This window comes from Paenibacillus sp. J31P316, from assembly GCF_056269105.1.
This window is the reverse complement of record NZ_JBWDNI010000004.1, coordinates 276,282-295,102: the sequence shown is the minus strand read 5'-3', so window position 1 is coordinate 295,102 and position 18,821 is coordinate 276,282. Positions and strand designations below refer to the sequence as shown.

The window sequence follows — 18,821 nt, the reverse complement described above, 5'->3', positions numbered from 1 at the left end:
TTATCCCCCTCGCTGCCTCAGCTCCAAATGCGGTTGAAATCTTCTTCCTTGAAGCCGACAGTCACCGTGGTGCCGTCCGTCACGACAGGCCGCTTGATCAATCTGCCATTGGAAGCCAGCAGGGCGATTTTCTCATTGTCCGACATGCCGGGCAGCTTGTCTTTCAGACCCATTTCCTTATAAACCTCGCCGGAAGTGTTGAAAAACTTCTTCGCTTCCAGGCCGCTTCGCTTCACGAGGTTTGCCAACACTTCGACAGGCGGCGCCGATTCAAACACGTTATGATGCTCCAGCTCGTAGTCCTTGCTCTTCAAATACTTGATCGCGCTGCGGGAGGTACCGCATTTGGGATATTCGTAGATCGTCAGCTTCTTCATCGTTGCTATATCTCCAATCGTTCGTGTTCTTAAGGTAGTTAGGCTTAACTAGCCGCATAAGACCGCTTGTCGACGAATCTTCGGTGCAATCCCCGTCTACTCGGCTACAGCTTCGCAAGCTCGTCCTCCAGCTGTCTCAAATCATCCGGCAGCGACGCTTCGAAAGTCATTCGCTCTCGCGTAATCGGGTGCGTGAACGACAGGATCGCGGCGTGAAGCGCCTGCCGGTCGACGGCTTTCTCAAGTGCCGCCGAGGCATCGGGGACGCCGTTCGCAGCAGGGACCGGATTTTCCAGATCATGCATGCCCTCGCCTATGGGCAATGAATCTTCTCCCGATCCACTGCCGTCTCCGAAGCTGCCGGTGCTGGCTGATCGGTCCGCATAGCCATACAGCTTGTCTCCGATCAACGGGCATCCGACATGCTTCATATGGACGCGAATCTGATGCGTACGTCCCGTCTCCAGCTTCAAATTCACCTTCGCGGCCGCGCCGTCTCCATACACGGCTTCCACCTCGTAATGCGTCACGGACGGATAACCGTCCGGCGTGACGACGCGCAGATGCGGGTTATCCTTGTCCCGGTCGATCGGCTCGTCGACGGTCGCCGACAGCTCCGGCGGCGAACCGTACACGTATGCCCGATAGCGTTTATCCACCTCGCCTCGCTGCAGCTGCTCCGACAGCTGCTGATGGATATAAGCCGTCTTCGCGATGGCGACAAGCCCCGACGTCTCTTCGTCAAGCCGGTGGATGGGCCTGAATCGCACGCGTTCCCCGCGGAGCTTCCAATAATGGACGACTCCGTTCGCCAGCGTCCCCGTGTAATGGCCGTGCGTCGGATGAACGATAATGCCGGGCGGCTTGTTCACGACGAGCAGATCCGCATCTTCGTACACGATGTCCAGCTCCATCGGCTCCGGCAAAATATCGTCCGATTCCTCCTGCTCCATCCGCAGCTCCAGCAGATCGCCCGCCGCTACCCGGTCGTTGGTATACGCCCGCTCGCCGTTGACCGTGATGCCGAGATCCGTCAGCTTCAGACGCGACAACAGCTTGCGGGAAACGCCTAGTCGCCGCTCCAGCACGCTGCGCACCATCTTGCCGTCGTCCTCTTCAGCCGCGCGCACCGTTAACGGAGGGTAATACGCCGTCTCGCTCATGATTCGCGTTTGCGGAACACTTCCGCGCTTCGGATATAGGCCGTATCTTCTACGCCTAATCTAGCGTTAGCCACGCGTGCGGCCGCGAAGAAATAATCCGACAGCCGGTTGAGATACGTCATGACCGGCACAGGCACCTCGACCTCGGCGCTCAGCGTCACGGCTCGGCGTTCCGCGCGTCGGCACACGGTCCGGCAGACATGAAGCACAGCGGATACTTCGCTTCCCCCTGGCAGGATAAAACGAGTGATCTCTGGCGCGGCATCCGTATGCGCGTCGATCCATCCCTCCAGCCGATCGGCCGCTTCCGGCGTCAGCTTAAGGTCGCGTCCCGCCGGATCGCGGAAAGCGAGATCGGACCCGCAGTCGAACAGCTCCTGCTGAATTTCCAGCAGCTCCGCGGCAAGCTCATCGAGCTGCCCCGTCGCCACCGCCAAGGCAGCCGCTTGACCGACGAAGCTGTTCAACTCGTCGATGGTGCCGTACGCTTCGACGCGGCTGTCATCCTTGCGGACGCGGCCGCCCTTCACGGAGGTTTCTCCGCCGTCTCCCGTTCGCGTATAGAGTTTCATCGTTAACGCTCCCTCCCATTATCCTTATCATCCAAAATGCGCTACTAGTAAATATAGCATAAATCCCCCTGCCGAGGCTTGCGCGGTGCCATATGCGACTACCGCGCTGAACCTGTCGATCGCATCGTCCGACACTTCAAGTTAAACATTAAGCCGTCTGCCTGTTCTTCGTCCCTTCCCTCGCTCCCCCGCTCCGATAAGCGGCAAGCAGCACCAAGCTGAACAGAAACGCCACGAAGGACATGCCCGACAGCAAGAGATAGAAGCCATGCCCCTCCAGATGCTCGTACAGCCAGCCGCCGGCATAAGAGGCCACGATGCCCGAGATGCCGAAGAACAGGAGCGCAAGCACGGTTTGCCCCGTCGCTTTCCACTCGTCCGGCACGATCCGGTACAAATATTGAATGGCCGCGGAATACAAAATCGGGAACGTAAACACCTGCAGCAGCTGCAAATACGTCATGGCATGCGGATCCGTGATCCACGCCGACAGGAAGAACCGCAAGAAATAGAAGAAGCTCGCGAAAGCGATAAGCGCCATTTCCCGTCCGCTGCGCATCCACCAGAAGCTGAGGGCAAAGACGAGAATCTCGCTGCCCGCGGCAAGAAACCACGCTTGTCCCACGAGCTCGGAACCTCCTCCCAATGTACGCAGATGGACCCCGAGATACGTATCGTTCATTCGGGAGGGAACGGCCGCCACGAAGATCAGCACAAGAAACATCAATGTCTCGCGATGACTCAAAAATCGGCCCAGGCTTCGCAGAGACACGGGCTTACCTGCCGCCGGCGCATCGCGTAACGTCAAACACACGACGAAGCTGACCGCGCCGAATGCGGCAAACAGAAGCCCAAGGCTCCCTTTGCCGAAATAAAGCATGACATAGCCTACCGTCAGCGACATGACCGCATAACCGAGCGCACCATACATTCGAATCGAACCGTAGCTGACGCTGGCTGCCTGCGACGTTTGGAAGTTCAAGCTTTCCGAGAGCGGATCCATCGGCAGCAGGAAGAAGTATAGCAGCATCGTGAAGATGACGAGCATCGCGAAGCTGTCCGACGTATAGAGGAAGTAGCCGACGACGGTCGAGCAAACGATCAGCGTCAGCAGGATACCCCGGATCGTGCGGAGCCTGTCGCTGATCATGCCCCAGAGCGGCGATGAGAAGATCGAGACGAAGCCGCCCGACCCGACGATAATGCCGATCCGTACGGCGGACAAACCCTGGGCGTCCAAATACACGGGGAGAAAGGATATAAAAATGGCAAGCAATGCAAAAAATAACACATTATACATACGTAAACCAACGACAGCATTCATGGATGTTCGATTCCCTTCTCTAGCGGCGCGCAAGCCAAAACAAAAGAAAAGAAGTCCCGTGAAGGACCTCTTCTCTCATGCCGTACGCCTATGGTCAGCTCAGCTGTGCTGTGCCTCTATGGTTCGTAAACCGCATGTATTCATTAATCTTCGTATCGAGCAGCCGGCTAAGTCCAATAACTTTCTCCGAGCTGAACGTCTCTTCTTCCACGTAGGATTGCTCCATTTTCATGCGCAGCGCATAGATTTCGTCTTCTAATCGACGTACGGACGACGAGGATACAAGCTTAAGACCCGTTCTTGCACAAGTCATTGCCATCCCTCCTGTCTTCAATCAACGCTACCTAACGACGCTTGTGCACGGCGAGGTTAAAGATTTTATAAAGTTAGTTTGAATTATAACAAAGAATGCCAAAAAAGAGTATCTCTTTTTCATTCTCCTTTAATTTTCCTGACGAACTGTCCCATCCGATCGATCGCTTCCGTCAGTTGGCTGACAGAGGTCGCGTAAGAGCAGCGAAGATGGCCTTCGCCGCCAAGTCCGAACACGTCCCCGGGCACGGCCGCGACCTTCTGTTCGTTAAGCAATCCCGTCGCGAATTCCTCCGAAGTTAATCCCAGTCCCGCAATAGAAGGAAACGCGTAGAACGCGCCTTGAGGTTCGTGGCACTCCAGACCGATGTCCCGGAATCCCTTCACGACGAGTCTGCGCCGCTGGTTGTACGATTCCACCATCCGGTCCTTCTCCTCCATGCCGTTGCGGAGCGCTTCAAGCGCTGCCACTTGTGCCATGTTGGAGGCGCACATGACCGTATACTGATGAATCTTGAGCATCGCGGCGATGAGCTCGGGATGTCCGCATGCATAGCCGATCCGCCAGCCGGTCATCGCAAACGATTTGGAAAAGCCGCTGACCAGTATCGTGCGATCCTTCATGCCCGGCATGGCCGCGAAGCTGACATGCTTCGTGCCGTAGGTAAGCTCCGCGTAAATCTCGTCGGAGATGACGATAAGATCATGCTCTTCGACCACCTTGGCGATCGGAAGCCAATCCTCGCGCGTCATGATGCCGCCGGTCGGATTGCTCGGATAGCAGAGAATGAGCACCTTCGACTTCGGCGTGATCGCCGCGCGCAGCGACTCCGCGGTCAGCTTGAACTGGTCCTTCGCGAACGTCTCCACGCCGACCGGCACGCCGCCCGTAAGCGACGTAATCGGGGAATACGAGATATAGCATGGCTCAGGTACGAGAATTTCGTCGCCCGGCGCGATCAACGCCCGCAGCGCAAGATCGATCGCTTCGCTGCCTCCGACCGTAACGAGCACTTCTTTGCCGGGATCGTACGCGACTTGGAATTCATGGTTCAAATAGTACGCGATCTCCTCGCGCAGCTCCGGTGTTCCGGCGTTCGACGTATATTGCGTCTTGCCCATCTCGAGCGCGTAAACGCAAGCTTCGCGCACATGCCAAGGCGTGACGAAATCCGGCTCGCCGACGCCGAGCGTAATAATATCTTTGCGGCCCGCCGCCAAATCGAAAAACCGCCGGATGCCGGACGGCTTGATGGCTCTTACCTGCGGCGACAAATAATCCGCCATGGATTCGCGCTTGGCTGGCACGCTCTGCTGTTTCTCATCGATTATCATAAGGACACCTCTTACGGCGAGACGAGAAGACGGTGGTCATCCTCATGCTCTTCGAATATAATGCCGTCTTGCTTGTATTTTTTCAGTATGAAGAAGGTTTTGGTTGAAAGCACGGCATCGATCGGCGACAGCTTGTTGGATACGAAGGACGCCACGTCCTTCAGCGTCTTGCCCTGCACCTCGACGAGCAGGTCGTAAGCGCCCGACATCAAGTAGACCGATTTCACTTCCGGGTATAAGTAGATCCGTTCCGCGATGCCTTCGAAGCCGCGGCCGCGTTCCGGCGTAATTTGAACTTCAATGAGCGCGGTTACCTTCTCGTCTTCAACCTTGCTCCAATTGACGACGGTCGCGTATTTGACGATGATATGATCCTGCTCCATCTCCGCAATCGCCTGTTTGACCTCGTCCGCGGGCGCGTCGATCATCGTCGCGATCAAGTCTGCCGAGCGTCTTGCATCTTCCTTCAGCAGTTCGAGTATTTGCATTTTCCGTCCATCCATCGTCAAACCCTCCTGATCTTAGCTATAACCCTTATATTACAACGAATCCAAGCTTCCTGCAAAGAAGAAAAGCGCTCCGGCTCGCCCCCATCCGGCGCGGCTTCAGGCATTTCCGCCCCAAAAACAAAAAGACCCCGAAGGGTCTTAAGCGGCGCGCGCTGAATTGCGGCAGCCGATTCTTGACTGCCGTTCACATAAACGTCGGGTTCTGGCCTTGCATTTGCTGCTGACCGTCCTGTTGAAAATGCATCGGCTGCTGCTGCTGCTGCTGGTATTGATACTGCGAGCTTCTGAACGCCGACTGGCCGAGTCCAAGCTGCTGCAAAAACTGCTCCGTCTTGTGCTCCGTCTGCTGGTTCGACTGAAGCTGCTTCTGAATCTCCTGGCGCAGCGCCGGCGATGCCGCGCTGTACATGTTGTTCTGCTCCATCGCCTTGTAGAGCTGACCTTGCAGCTGCAGGGTACTGTTGAGCAGATTCGTGAACAGCTGACGTACCTGCTGGCAGCTGGACTCGGTCGCCGCAGTCGCGTATTCGCCCACGACGCGCTTCAGGTCCGACAATACCGTATACGCCAAATCCTCGTCGGACAACATGGGCTTGGCATGTCCTTGTTGTTGTTGCATATCGTCTGATCCTCCATATCGATTCAAAATGGCTGGGCTAGTGCGCCTGCGGCTGGGTAGGGGCAAGCTGCTGGTGCTGGGTGATGGCGTGAAGCAGCATTTGCGTATGCTGTTGATGGGTTTGGATCATGTTCGCGCCTAATTGCTTGATTGCCGGATTACTGGCCGAAGCCGCCATCACGGCGTTTTGCTTGATCAGCAGATCCTCGTTCGACAAAGAATCCACTAAATATTCCAGCTCCTTGGCTGTCAATGCTTGCATCAAGGTAATCCCTCCTGTTTCCATGGATTATAATCCTTGCCTAGTATGTCCTCTAACTGGCTTAATATGTAGCGCTTCTTCCCCGAAGGGAAGAACCGGACTGTACGGCAATGCTTACGGAAGATGGACCGTCTTCACATGGTCGAAGTGCAGATAGACGGAGTTGCCTCCCGCGGTCGACAGCTCGATGATGTTTTGGTCGATGCTTTTGAGCACGCCGATTTTGTTCGGATTTTCACCCAAATCCAAGATCACGAATTCGCCGATCAGCTTACGCAGCTGCTGGTCTAAGGTACGCGCCAACGTAATGGGAGACGGTTTAAGCGGAAACTGCTCGGGTGTCAACGTATAAGGCGTGACGTTCGGATTATACGGAATCAAAAACTTCAGATGCTGGAGAGATACGATCACCGAATGGTACACGGGGGAATAGAAGACGAAGAAATCATTCATGACGCTCGTTAGATAGCCGTGAATGGATTGATTGCCGGTAATGTAAATTTCGGAAAACATTCCTTTCGCGTTCATCAGCACCTTGCGGTAGGAGATAGGATCATTTTGGGGTTCGAAGGGCAGTTCCGGCACTGAAATTTCCTGCGTATCAGCAGTTTTGGCCAAACGCAGCTGCTGCACATGAATGAGCGGAATGTAAAGGAATTGTGTACCGTTATGAACAACGAGTATGTCTTGGCCCATATCGATGAGCTTGCCTTGAATCGTGATACTCTTGCCGGATATATCAAGTTCGATAAAACGGTCTAATAAAGGGTGACGATATTTCATGAAATCGACCTCCTTTCATCCTGTCAGATGCGTCCTTGCATCCGAGACTGAACAGACTGGCCGGCTGCACGGCTTGGGAAGGGAGATTGATGATTGGTCAGCGACAACATCCCGGTAACGACTTCATGCATGTTGTTCATGAGGGGTTGACATGATCGTCAGCAGCCCGCCGAAGGCGTCCACAATCACATGGATACCGAACGCGAGACAAAAGGATCGGCCAGGAAGTCTTCGCCGCCAAATCTCCAGCACGGGAGCGTTTGCGGCCATAATGCGGATAACGCCAACAACGAAGGCTGCAGTGCCGGCGGCATTCCACTCAGCGGCGCCGGAGGCCGGGTCCTAAGGGAACCGGACCAGGCCGCTGAAGATGGATCGTGGTGACGCCGGCAGCTACAGAAACTTGCAATCAGCCTTTTTTACCACGCATGGAGCCGGTACGCGTGCTGGATGTTCTACCGCTTTTTTTGCTGGATGTTCTGTTGTTCCGGTTGGCGCTGCGATTGCCGCCCGAGGTGGCTTGGTTGGCGGAAGACGATTTATTGCCGGAAGACGATTTGTTATTGGAAGACGATTTGTTCCCGCTGCTTCCTTTGCTGCCGCCGCTTGCATAGATGCCGGCAGTTTTAACCGTTTTGATATGGGAAAGCGGAATTTGCACGAGTTCAGGTCCTACGACGAGCAGCAGCGCTTCGTTGCCGACTTGCGCGATGAAGCCTTCGATCTTTTCAGGCCCGCCCCAGTTGAGTTGAACGAATTTTTTGGTCAGCTGGCGAAGAACGCCGTCGAAGCTGCCTGCCATGATATATTGGCGCGTTCCGCCTTTCGAACCATGGGATCCGCCAGTTCCGCCAGGAAGATCAGTAACGCTCTTCACATGGCTTGTATTGACGTAGACAAGTCCGCCAGTCGATTTGAGAACGATGTAGCCAGGTTGCACGCCGAGAAGCTTGCCCTCGAGCGATTCCGGGCCGCCGCGGTTCACTTTCACATTCATGCCGACCTGTGCGTTCAAGAAACGCTCGCCGCCGGTACCGCCGCTTTTTTGGCTTTTGCAGCTTTTGTGGCTCTTGTGGCCATTGCCATGTCCGCCTTGTCCGGCAAGCGCGCCGTAAGGCTTGTAGCTGATTGCGTCGTTACCCATGTTACCCATGTTTCCCCAGCAATAATTCATACCAAAATCCCTCCGTAATAATAGATTCTAACCTGCCCCATGAAGACCAAAGGGTGCAAACACGATCCGATACCTGCTTCCAAAATAGCGGTTCATCCTACTCTCTTCGGCATTCATCCCTCCATTGCTTGCCCCGGTGAAATCTATCATGGGAGACAATTTATAATGTATTTATATGTATCCTGTATCCATAGGGTACTAGATTGATATCTATTTCTAATAAGATGAGTCAATGACCCGGTGCGATTGATAGATTCGCGACATAGCTTGTATAGAATCTATCAAAAGGAGATGAAGAAGCGAAATGGCATCCAATCAAAAGAATAACTACGGCGAAAATCAAGGCCCATCCGGAGACCGTACGCAAGGCACGAATGGCTCCCGCGGCTCCCAAGGCTCGCATGGCACTAAAGGTACGCAAGGCTCCTGCGGCGACCGTACGCAGGGCACGCAAGGCTCCCGCGGTTCCAAAGGCTCGCATGGCTCGCAAGGCACTCAAGGTACGCAAGGCTCCCGCGGTTCCAAAGGCTCGCATGGCTCGCATGGCACTCAAGGTACGCAAGGCTCCCGCGGCTCTAAAGGCTCGCATGGCTCTTGCGGTTCCAAAGGCACGCAAGGGTCCCGTGGTTCCCAAGGTTCCCGCGGTACTCAAGGCTCCCAAGGCGTCGGCGGTACTCAAGGTTCCCAGGGCTCTCGCGGTTCCCAAGGCTCCCGCGGCACTCAAGGCTCCCAAGGCGTCGGCGGTACTCAAGGCTCCCAAGGCTCTCGCGGTTCCCAAGGCTCCCGCGGCACTCAAGGCTCCCAAGGCTCTCGCGGTTCCCAAGGTTCCCGCGGTACTCAAGGTTCGCAAGGCTCCCGCGGCGCTCGCAGCAACAACAGCCACAACAGCGGCTGGAGCGGCAAATAAGCTGCAGTGACCAATAGACGATCGCCCGCATAGTGTAAATAAGCTGAAGCCTATCGAATGCGATAGGCTTTATCTTTTGCCTAAGGAGATGGTCTAATGTCCGGGGAAGGGCTGGCTACTCGCAAGATAACGATCGACGAGGCCGAACTGCAGCGTCTACTGGCCGATGTCTGGAGCAATGAATTCGCTCCCGTGAAGCTGGAGATGGACGGCAAGACGATGGATGCGCAGCTGAGGATTCGCGGAGGCCACACGCGGACTTATCCGAAGAAATCCTACGAAATCCATTACGGGGATAACGGGATTCTGCATTGGAACGCGGAATTCGACGATCCATCCATGATCCGCAACGCGCTGTCTTTCCGTTTCTTTAATATGATGGGAGTTCCCGCGCCGCGAACGAAGCATATGTGGTTGGAATGGAACGGTTATCCGCACGGCGTTTATTTGGAAATCGAATCGGTGGATTCGGTCTTCTTCCGCAGAAGAAACATCGGTTCCAAGGCGTTGATCTACGCGGTCAACGACAAAGCGAATTTCAGCCTGATCGATCCGGATACGGAAGGGCGGAAAGAGTCGCTCATGGAAGGCTATCGCGTGATGAAGGGGAACAACAATACGGAGAAACGGCTTGTGCGCTTCGTTAGCAGTATCAATCGACTGCCGAGGCGGACGCTGCGCACTTATATGGCCAAGCGACTCGACATCAGCGTGTATCTGAAGTGGCTGGCCGGTGCCGTGCTCACCGGCAACTATGACGGCTTTGATCAGAACTATGCGCTCTACGAGCATACGACGACGGGGAAATATCGGATCATTCCGTGGGATTACGAGGGGACTTGGGGCCGCAATTGCTATGGCAGGCTGTGCGGCAGCGATCTGGTAGACGTCAGAGGGTATAACGCGCTCACCCGCAAGGTGCTGTCCTATAAGTCCTGCAGGCAGGCCTATCGTAAAATTCTTGCAAAGCTGCTCGACGGCAAGTTCACGATCGGCACCATCGAACCCGTCATTCAGAGCATGTACGAAGAGATCACCCCCGCCATCCGGGATGACTTCACGCGAAAATGGCCCTTCCGCTCCTTCGAGGAAGAGCCGGAATTGTTCCGAAGCTACATCCAAGAGCGCAGGGCCATCGTCGAAGAAGAATTGGAGGTTTGGAAGGATTAGTCGCAGCGGCCGCTAAAACAACCCCATACTTAAATAGCGCTCGCCGCTGTCAGGGGCGATGCACAGCACACGCCCGCCCTTCCCGATTCGGCGGGCTTGCTCCATTGCAGCCCACACGGAGGCGCCGGATGAAGGGCCGAGCAGCAGACCTTCTTCGCGGGCGAGCCGGCGCATCGTGTCCACGGCCGCATCGTCCGCAACCTGAACGATTTCGTCATAGACCGACGTATTCAAGATCGCCGGAATAAAGCCCGGACTCGTGCCGACCAGTTTATGCGGTCCCGGCTTACCGCCGGACAGAACAGGGGATCCGAGCGGCTCGACGACGGCTACATACAGTCCAGGGATGGCGGCCTTAAGCGCTTCTCCCGTTCCCGTAATCGTGCCGCCAGTACCCGCCGAAGCGACGAAGACGTCCAGCCTGCCATCCGTTTGGCTCAGGATCTCCTTAGCCGTCGTAAGCCGATGGATGTCAGGATTCGCTTCGTTCTCGAATTGATTCGGAATATAGCTTCCGGGACGCTCCGCCTGCAGCTCGAACGCCCGCTTGATGGCTCCGGGCATCCGCTCGGCAGCCGGTGTGAGCACGACCTCCGCCCCGTAGGCTTGGAGCAGTCCGATGCGTTCCTTCGTCATATTGTCGGGCATGACAAGAATCAGCTTATAGCCTTTGGCAGCGGCATTCATAGCCAGGCCGATACCGGTATTCCCGCTGGTTGGCTCGATAATCGTCGCGCCGGACTTCAATATTCCTTGCGCTTCGCCGGCCGCGATGAGCGCTGAAGCTGCGCGGTCCTTGACGCTTCCGCTCGGATTGAAGCGCTCCAGCTTCACCAACACCTCGGCGGAGCCTCGCTCCTGCATGCGATGGAGCGCGACGACGGGCGTCTCTCCGATCAATTCGGTCACGTTATTCACAATGCGCGGCATCGTTTTCTCCTCCTCTATCGCTTCCTCATGAAGAGGTTTCTGTTTCTTGTCTTCCCTGCGCTGATTTCCCTACCAAACTTCGCATCAGCCACCAGCCAAGGATCGGGAATGCGCCGACTGCCAGCATCAGCCCGGGCACGACGTAAGTCGATTGCTCCATGTACGGCAGTATGAGCAAATACGCCGCAACGCCGACGATTCGGCCGACGGTAAGCCCCGCTTCGCGCAGAATGACGAATTCCTCGCGCTTCTTCGCGCTGTCCTCCGTGCTGCCGATCAGGTCAAATACCGTCGACGTCATCGGAATAATATACAGCGGCATGAACAGCGCGGTACCGATCCCGAATAGGAGCAGCGTCCGGTACGACAGCGGCCAGAAGAGCGGCGCGATGACAGCGGTAATCGCCACCGCTCCGATCAGCATTGCGGCGCGTCTCCGTTCCGGCTTCAGCATCCGGCCGATCAGCCAGAAGCTGACCAATGCCACAAGCGACGTTACAAGCGAGAAATTGCCGAGCTTTCCCTCGTTCTTCGTCGCTAAGAACACCAGCAATCCGATGAAGAACATATACACGCCCTCGCGCACGCCTTGGCAAATAATCGCGGCTACGGCATAACGCCATGGATTGCCTTTCTCTCGGAGCTGCCGATAGCCGTGAAGCCATTCATAGGTGCCGGAAGCCTCGCGTTTCTTCAGCCAGAAGCTAAGCACGACGGCGACCGCGAAGATTACGGACGAGACCGTGAAAATAATATGATAGCCCCGTTCGCCCGCGTTTATCGTTATGAGCCAGCCGGATATCCACGGTGCCACGATGCCGGCCCCGGAGCCAAGCAGTCCGGCCCAGCCGTTGAAGCGGTCGCGATTGCCCGGCTCCGTTACTTCGAAGTAGACAACGTTGAAAGCAAGCCAGAAGAGTCCGTTGCCTATGCCGATCATGATGCCGAGCGGAACGGCGTACGTGACGGCGGATTGGCCCATCAGCAGGACTACAAAATAAAACAAGCCGGACAGCGCGACGCCGAGCCGGAGACTGTTCATTTTGTTATGCTCCTTGACCCACTTCCCCGCAAGCCAGAACGTAAGTCCGCTCACGAGGAACTGCGCCAAATTAAACCAGCCGATCAAAGCGAAGGACTGGCTGGACTTCCATAGATAAATCGGCAAAAACGTGCCCGATAACGCATTGGCCGTTCCAAGCAGCGCCTGTACGGCCAGCAGCAAGACGGCTTGTCCGTCCAAGGTGCGGGTCGTGAAGTCCCGTTTCCCGCTGCCCTCGCCCGATACGGTTCGTATGTTCCCTCGGGCTTTGTCCGCGTGCCAGCGCGATTGCACGGCATGTTTTCCCTGCTCCAAGCAGCATCCCTCCAGCCTGCTGCACTACATGCAGCCGTTAGCCGTAAGGTACCCTCTTGCCGGGGCGAGCATGCCGGAATTCAAGATTTGTATGAACTTGCCAATCGTAGCTTTTCCTTAAATGCTAGGAGTCCGAAGATTGAGTGAGCAGGTAAACGAGCCGTTCCTGATCTTGGACCGACAAGCGGTTCTCGGTATGGAAACAGGACGGACAGACATAGAGGTTAAGCGCGAACGGCGTTTCCACGACCGGTTCGCCAAGCGCGGCCGGAATTCTCGGCTTGAAATAATCGCCCGTCACGATTTGCGTTCCGGCTTCGATCATCAGCTCGCGGCAGGACGGACATTCCGGCGCTTCCAACTGATCGCCTAGCACCCGTTCCATCGTCTCATCCATCGCCAGCCGCTCGCGGTTGTATTCCACGAAATCGGTCATGTCCTGCGCGCCATCCGCAATCCAAGCGTCCGTCGCCGTTTCTTCCTCTTCCAGTTCTTCGTCTTCATCGCCGTCGTTCATATCCAATTGCAGCGTACGGTAACCCGACAGCTCGTTCTCGCAATGCGGACAATCGCGTTCCGGTCCGATCTCTTCGTCCCAGACGATTTCGCTTTGGCACCAAGGACAAATCACCGGCCCGTCCTGTTCGTGTTGATGTTGATCGCTCATATACGTCACTCCTCGTTCTGAAAGCATGTTGAATGAAGGTAGATCCTATCGCTTCTTCAACATGCTTATAGCAGTTTATTGGTTCGTTTATTGCAATAAATAGAAGACACCGAAAACCACGAATAGCGCAGCCAGCGCAAACAGCGTGCCCCATAGATATTTCATCTGTGCAACCATCCCCCAAACCTATTCAAGCCTTGCTTATGCGACCGTAGCGCCAATGACGTAAGACAATGAGATGGAAATAATCATCGCGATAAAGCCGACCGCACGATTGTCCTTTTGGATCTCGTCGTCGATCCGAAATACCGGCGTTAGAAATTCAAACAAGAAGTAAGCTGCAAGGAGCAGGGCGTACCCGAACATGGCCCAACCGAGACTCTGATAGACGGTCTCGTTCGCATCGATGGAAAACCGAAAGAGATTGCAGATCCCGAAAATCTTGCCTCCGGTCGCCATTGCGACAGCCATGTTGCCTTTCTTGATTTCCTGCCAGCACTTATAGCGCGTGACGAGCTCGAAGATATATAAGAAGACGAGCAGCGCCAATACCGCTACTGAAACGTAGGCAAGCGAGGCCGCAAAGGAATTACTGAGCATTTGGTCGACTTCCGTATCCATCTATGCGCCCATCTCCTTACTTCAATTCCGCTACGGTGACGCCGGCGCCGCCTTCTCCGTATCTTCCCAGGCGGTACCCCTTGACATGCTTGTGCCTTCGCAGGAAATCGCTGATTCCGCTGCGGAGCACGCCTGTGCCATGGCCATGGATGATGAAGACCTGGCCGAAGCCGGCCAAGAAGGATTCATCCAGGAAGCGGTCCACTTCCAGAATCGCCTCTTCCAAATTCGAGCCGCGAAGATCTAGCTCCGAGCGCACGTTCTCGTCGCGGGTCCGCTTCAAGCTGGCAGCTATCTTCGGCTGCTGCGTCTTCGACGTCTCCGCGCGCTTCACGAGTTCCAGGTCGCTCACGGCCACCTTCATTTTCAGAATGCCAAGCTGGACGAGTGCTTCGCTGCCGCTCAGCTCCACGACATGGCCCCGTTGGCCAAGGCTGTACACCATGACTTCGTCGCCGTTCTCGATCTGCTGCGGCTTGCTTTCCTTCGCTTTGCTCTTCGTCGCCTTGCGCGCCTCCGGCGTCGCCTCGTCCAATTTACGGCGGGCTTCCGTCAGCTTATGATCCTTGACTGCTGCGCCTTCTTCTTGCGCAAGCTTGCGCAGATCGGCAATGATCTCCTCCGCCTCGCGTTTGGCGCGCAGCATAACTTCGCGGGCTTCATCCTGCGCTTTGGCGAGCAGCTTCTCCCGCTGCTCTTCGAAACGCTGAAGCTCCGCTTCGTGGCGGGCACGCTGCTCTTCCAGCTGCTTGCGAAGCGCTTCCGCCGTTTGACGCTCGTTCTCGGCGCCGATCCGGTTCTCTTCGAGCGACGCGATCATCGTCTCGACGCGAATGTCTTCTTCGCTCACTTCGCCGCGCGCATGATCAATGATGCTGCGCTGCAGGCCAAGTCGCTCCGCGATCGCGAATGCATTGCTTCGTCCCGGCACGCCGATCAGCAACCGATACGTAGGGCTCAGCGTCGCGACGTCGAATTCCATGCTCGCGTTGATGACTCCTTTGCGGTTATAGGCATACGCCTTCAGTTCGCTGTAATGCGTCGTCGCGACGATGCGGCAGCCGAGCTTGTGCATATGCTCGAGAATCGCAATCGCGAGCGCCGAGCCTTCGGCCGGGTCCGTTCCCGCTCCGAGCTCATCTAGCAATACAAGGCTCTTCGGCGTCATCGTGCGGAGGATGCGGATAATGTTCGTCAGATGGCTCGAGAACGTACTCAAGTTCTGCTCGATGCTCTGTTCGTCTCCGATATCGGCATACAGCGCATCGAAGACGCATAGCTGGCTGCCTTCCTCTGCAGGCACGAACAGTCCGGACATCGCCATGAGGCTAAGCAGGCCGATCGTTTTGAGCGATACCGTCTTACCCCCGGTATTCGGCCCCGTCACGATAATCGCCGTGTTCGCGTTGCCTAACTCCACGTCAATCGGCACGACCTGCTCGCGCGCGATGAGCGGATGGCGTCCCTTGCGCAGCTTCAAATAGCCTCTGTCGTTCATGCGGGGCTGCGAAGCGCCCATGATATGGGCCAGCCGCGCCTTCGCGAAGGCAAAATCGAGCTTGCCGAGCAGATCCAAATCGATGATGAGATCATCGGCGTAATCAGCCGTCAGCGCGGTAAGCTTTTGCAGGATTTTCTCGATCTCCCGCTCTTCGGCCAGACGCAGCTCGCGGAGCTTGTTGTTCATGACGACGATCGCTTCCGGTTCAATGAAGAGCGTGGCCCCGGAACCCGATTGGTCGTGAATGATGCCGCCGAAATTCGAGCGGTATTCTTGTTTGACCGGTATAACGTATCGATCGTTCCGAATGGTAATAATGGCATCCTGCAGCATCTTCTGCACGGAAGACGAACGGATCATGCCCTCGAGCTTCTCGCGTACGCGTCCCTCGCCTGCGCGCAGCTCCCTGCGGATATTCGCCAGTTCGACGCTGGCGCTGTCCATCACTTCGCCTTGATCGTCGATGCAGAGGAAGATCGCATCCTCGAGCGGTTTATGCTCCGTCAGCTGCTCCGCCATCGCGGCCAGCATCGGCACCGCGTCGTCGTCGTGCAGTTGCAGCACATGCCGTTTGACGCGTCGTCCCCCTCGCACCGTTTCGGCGATTTCCAGCAGCTCCGCCGGGTTCAAGGTACCGCCGATCTTGGAACGCAGCAGCGACGGCTTGATGTCCGCGACGCCTCCGAACGGCGCGCTTCCTTTCAGACGGTCGGCCTTGTAAGCTTCTTCCGTCACCTGCAGCGCGTGCTTGACATCCTCCAGATCCGGGCTCGGATGAAGCGCCTCGACCTCTGCTTTTCCAAGCGCCGTAGCGGCGTGCTGGCTTAATTTATATACAATCTTCGCATAATCCAGTGTGTGTAGTATTTTGCTGTCCAAGCGAGCACAACCCCTCTCGTTTCCTATTATAGCCGAATCTCCCCCTGTTACGCTACGACCTCGCGCGCCCATGAATGGTACCGCGGAAAAAGGCAACACTACATGTACACGGGAAGTCCCGCCAAGCGTCGCGCTTCCTGGATCGTTGGCCTTTGCTTCCGTATCATGCTGCTTGGCTGGCGCTTAGCCAAGGCCAAGGGCTATACCACTACATTTTTGCAGGAGGGTGATCGATATGCATTTCTTGGGTCATGTCGTTAGATTTATCGTGTCCGCGATCGTACTGATGATCGTCGGTTATATCGTTCCGCAGTTCAGCGTGGGCGGATTCTGGAGCGCGCTCTTGCTGGCGCTTGTCATCGCCGCTTTGGGATGGATCGTCGAGGGCATTTTCGGCAAAAGAGTCACGCCTTTCGGTCGCGGGATCGTCGGCTTCCTGATGAGCGCGCTCGTCATCTGGGTCGCTCAGTTTATCGTCGGCGGCGTTGAGGTCACGTGGCTCGGGGCGATTCTGGCCGCGCTCGTCATCGGCATCATCGACTTGTTCATTCCGGTCAGCACGCCGTACGAAGCCGGACGGGACAGTGATCGCGCGTAATGGATTCAAGAGATCGTCACAGTAATTTTGTCCCAGTTCCGTTATAATGGAAATGTTTCATCATTCCATGTAAGAGAAGGGGATAGACTTCCGTGAAAAAATTACTGTTCATGTCCTTGATGCTTGCCGCGGCGATCTTCGTTCTGGCCGCTTGCGGTTCGAATTCGAATTCCAATACGAACACGGGCAATGGCACGAACGTCGAGGATACCGGCACGGCCGCTTCCGCAAAAGTGACGATCAAAGCGAAGAAGTATACATTCGACCAGCCTGTATACCAAATCAAAAAAGGCGAGCCGACCGAAATCACCGTCGTTTCCGAGGATGGCGTTCATGGCGTCGAAATCCCGGATTTCAACGATCTGAAGCTCAGCACCGGCAAACCGAAGGTCGTCACTTTCAATGATGCGGGCACGTACGAGTTCCATTGCGACATTCCGTGCGGCGGCGGTCATGCGAAGATGGTTGCGAAAATTGAGGTTAGCTAAAAACGATTGGTTTGCATGGCCGGTCGGGCATGCAGCATTCATTTAAAACGATTGGTTTGCGGGTTCGGTAGAACCCTGCAACATTCAGCTAAAAAACGATTGGCTTGTATGGCCGGTCGGGCATGCAGCATTCGTTTAAAACGATTGGTTTGCGGGTTCGGTAGAACCCTGCAACATTCAGCTAAAAAAGATTGGTTGGCGGGTCCGGCAGGACCTGCAATCGCCATAAACCCGAGACTCGGCAAAATTGTTTGCCTGGTCTCGGGTTTTTATTTTGCCCTGACGGCTATATCGATTTCTGATTGTGCTTATAAGCATTTCTAATGAAGCGTTGTTTTCGCCTCCATCGACTTTAATTATATCGTAAACCATGGCCTTGTATAAGAAATTCTGATATCTTGCCTATTCCACCTGTGCGGCGTTATTTGGTACGATAGCTCAAACAATAAACGAAAAGGGTGGAGATTATGGCAGCAGGGATACTACACGGACGGGTCGCCGTCATCACGGGGGCGGGCACCGGACTCGGGAGAGCGGCCGCGCTCGATTTTGCCAAGGAGGGTGCGCATGTTGCGTTGATCGGACGCCGACTGGGCAAGCTGGAAGAGACAGCGGCCGCCATTCGCCAAGCAGGCGGAGCAGGACGCGTTCTTGCCGTGCAAGGCGACGTGTCCTCCGAGCAGGATGTTCAACATGCAATCGGTTGGATAGCCACCGAGCTGGGTGCAATCGATATTCTGGTGAACAATGCAGCGGCTTTCGAGCCCGGTACCGTACTGGAATTGGATGCCCAGGAATGGTCGAGACAAATCGCAACGAACTTAACCGGGCCTTTCCTCTTGACGCGGGCTGTACTCCCTTTTATGCGCCAAGCTCGTTACGGACGAATTATCAATATCACCTCCGGCCTTGCAAGCAACGGGGCAGGAGGGTATGCTGCCTACAGCGCGTCCAAAGCTGGCTTGGAATCGCTCACGCGAACGACGGCCGATGAGGAACAGCAGTACGGCATACTCGTCAACGCTTTCAATCCCGGCACGATCCGCACCGAGATGCACGCAACGGGCAAAGATCCGCATACAGTTACGGCGGAGCTGATTCGCCTGGCGACGCTGCCACAGCATGGCGCAACGGGAACGATAGTCGCATTTTGAGACGGGCTTTCTAACGAATAGCTGAAAAATAGCTTCATTATAGAAAGAGGACGGTGATCCGACATTCGGGATTCTTGCGAATCCGATGCCGGCACTGTCCTCTTTTAGGTTCAATGAAG

The 18,821-nt window shown here is 55.8% G+C and carries 21 protein-coding genes; 5 read left to right on the top strand and 16 right to left on the bottom strand.

Annotation, left to right across the window (positions count from 1 at the left end):
- Positions 1-17: 17 nt before the first annotated feature.
- From AC0YNU_RS16730 to AC0YNU_RS16680, 11 genes are all read right to left on the bottom strand, one after another.
- Positions 18-377: a Spx/MgsR family RNA polymerase-binding regulatory protein gene (locus AC0YNU_RS16730; protein ID WP_475758502.1), complete on the bottom strand. Its 360-nt coding sequence runs from the start codon at positions 375-377 to the stop codon at positions 18-20.
- 104 nt (positions 378-481) lie between these two features.
- Entirely contained in the window at positions 482-1,540 is a 1,059-nt protein-coding gene (locus AC0YNU_RS16725; RefSeq protein WP_475758500.1) for an RluA family pseudouridine synthase, read from the bottom strand.
- Positions 1,537-2,112 carry a cob(I)yrinic acid a,c-diamide adenosyltransferase gene (locus AC0YNU_RS16720; protein ID WP_475758498.1) on the bottom strand — a complete coding sequence of 192 codons (576 nt, stop codon included), beginning with the start codon at positions 2,110-2,112 and terminating at the stop codon, positions 1,537-1,539. Before AC0YNU_RS16720 ends, AC0YNU_RS16725 begins: the two co-directional genes overlap by 4 nt.
- A gap of 148 nt (positions 2,113-2,260) precedes the next feature.
- A complete protein-coding gene (locus AC0YNU_RS16715; protein ID WP_475758496.1) occupies positions 2,261-3,436 on the bottom strand; it encodes an MFS transporter in 1,176 nt (391 codons plus the stop codon).
- Between the two features lie 94 nt (positions 3,437-3,530).
- The gene (locus AC0YNU_RS16710; protein ID WP_475758494.1) at positions 3,531-3,749 is read right to left on the bottom strand and encodes an aspartyl-phosphate phosphatase Spo0E family protein; all 219 of its coding nucleotides are present in this window, start codon (positions 3,747-3,749) and stop codon (positions 3,531-3,533) included.
- 119 nt (positions 3,750-3,868) lie between these two features.
- The gene (locus AC0YNU_RS16705; protein WP_475758492.1) at positions 3,869-5,083 is read right to left on the bottom strand and encodes an aminotransferase class I/II-fold pyridoxal phosphate-dependent enzyme; all 1,215 of its coding nucleotides are present in this window, start codon (positions 5,081-5,083) and stop codon (positions 3,869-3,871) included.
- An 11-nt stretch (positions 5,084-5,094) separates the two neighbouring features.
- A complete protein-coding gene (locus tag AC0YNU_RS16700; RefSeq protein ID WP_161701827.1) occupies positions 5,095-5,586 on the bottom strand; it encodes an Lrp/AsnC family transcriptional regulator in 492 nt (163 codons plus the stop codon).
- Positions 5,587-5,776: 190 nt separating this feature from the next.
- Positions 5,777-6,211: a spore coat protein gene (locus tag AC0YNU_RS16695; protein ID WP_475758489.1), complete on the bottom strand. Its 435-nt coding sequence runs from the start codon at positions 6,209-6,211 to the stop codon at positions 5,777-5,779.
- 37 nt (positions 6,212-6,248) lie between these two features.
- Complete coding sequence (locus tag AC0YNU_RS16690) at positions 6,249-6,473, bottom strand: hypothetical protein (protein WP_475758487.1); 225 nt, start codon at positions 6,471-6,473, stop codon at positions 6,249-6,251.
- A gap of 114 nt (positions 6,474-6,587) precedes the next feature.
- Positions 6,588-7,256: a DUF2642 domain-containing protein gene (locus AC0YNU_RS16685; protein ID WP_475758485.1), complete on the bottom strand. Its 669-nt coding sequence runs from the start codon at positions 7,254-7,256 to the stop codon at positions 6,588-6,590.
- 409 nt (positions 7,257-7,665) lie between these two features.
- Entirely contained in the window at positions 7,666-8,400 is a 735-nt protein-coding gene (locus tag AC0YNU_RS16680) for a DUF6897 domain-containing protein (protein WP_475758483.1), read from the bottom strand.
- Between the two features lie 334 nt (positions 8,401-8,734).
- Between AC0YNU_RS16680 and AC0YNU_RS16675 the strand changes: the two genes are divergently transcribed.
- Both AC0YNU_RS16675 and AC0YNU_RS16670 read left to right on the top strand, forming a co-directional pair.
- Positions 8,735-9,337: a hypothetical protein gene (locus AC0YNU_RS16675; protein WP_475758481.1), complete on the top strand. Its 603-nt coding sequence runs from the start codon at positions 8,735-8,737 to the stop codon at positions 9,335-9,337.
- 96 nt (positions 9,338-9,433) lie between these two features.
- Positions 9,434-10,507 (top strand): CotH kinase family protein, encoded by a 1,074-nt coding sequence (locus AC0YNU_RS16670; RefSeq protein WP_475758479.1) that lies wholly within the window; start codon positions 9,434-9,436, stop codon positions 10,505-10,507.
- A gap of 12 nt (positions 10,508-10,519) precedes the next feature.
- On the opposite strand, the gene cysK is transcribed toward AC0YNU_RS16670, so the two are convergent.
- From cysK to AC0YNU_RS16645, 5 genes are all read right to left on the bottom strand, one after another.
- A complete protein-coding gene (gene cysK, locus AC0YNU_RS16665) occupies positions 10,520-11,437 on the bottom strand; it encodes a cysteine synthase A (RefSeq protein WP_475758477.1) in 918 nt (305 codons plus the stop codon).
- Between the two features lie 25 nt (positions 11,438-11,462).
- Positions 11,463-12,794 (bottom strand): MFS transporter, encoded by a 1,332-nt coding sequence (locus AC0YNU_RS16660; RefSeq protein ID WP_475758475.1) that lies wholly within the window; start codon positions 12,792-12,794, stop codon positions 11,463-11,465.
- A 124-nt stretch (positions 12,795-12,918) separates the two neighbouring features.
- Positions 12,919-13,461: a hypothetical protein gene (locus AC0YNU_RS16655; protein ID WP_475758473.1), complete on the bottom strand. Its 543-nt coding sequence runs from the start codon at positions 13,459-13,461 to the stop codon at positions 12,919-12,921.
- 201 nt (positions 13,462-13,662) lie between these two features.
- Entirely contained in the window at positions 13,663-14,082 is a 420-nt protein-coding gene (locus AC0YNU_RS16650) for a DUF350 domain-containing protein (protein ID WP_475758471.1), read from the bottom strand.
- A gap of 16 nt (positions 14,083-14,098) precedes the next feature.
- A complete protein-coding gene (locus tag AC0YNU_RS16645; RefSeq protein WP_475758469.1) occupies positions 14,099-16,462 on the bottom strand; it encodes an endonuclease MutS2 in 2,364 nt (787 codons plus the stop codon).
- A 235-nt stretch (positions 16,463-16,697) separates the two neighbouring features.
- Between AC0YNU_RS16645 and AC0YNU_RS16640 the strand changes: the two genes are divergently transcribed.
- From AC0YNU_RS16640 to AC0YNU_RS16630, 3 genes are all read left to right on the top strand, one after another.
- Positions 16,698-17,060: a phage holin family protein gene (locus tag AC0YNU_RS16640; protein ID WP_475758467.1), complete on the top strand. Its 363-nt coding sequence runs from the start codon at positions 16,698-16,700 to the stop codon at positions 17,058-17,060.
- Positions 17,061-17,152: 92 nt separating this feature from the next.
- Positions 17,153-17,548, top strand: coding sequence for a cupredoxin domain-containing protein (locus AC0YNU_RS16635; RefSeq protein WP_475758465.1), 396 nt, complete (start codon positions 17,153-17,155; stop codon positions 17,546-17,548).
- Between the two features lie 467 nt (positions 17,549-18,015).
- Complete coding sequence (locus AC0YNU_RS16630) at positions 18,016-18,702, top strand: SDR family NAD(P)-dependent oxidoreductase (protein ID WP_475758463.1); 687 nt, start codon at positions 18,016-18,018, stop codon at positions 18,700-18,702.
- Positions 18,703-18,821: the final 119 nt, after the last annotated feature.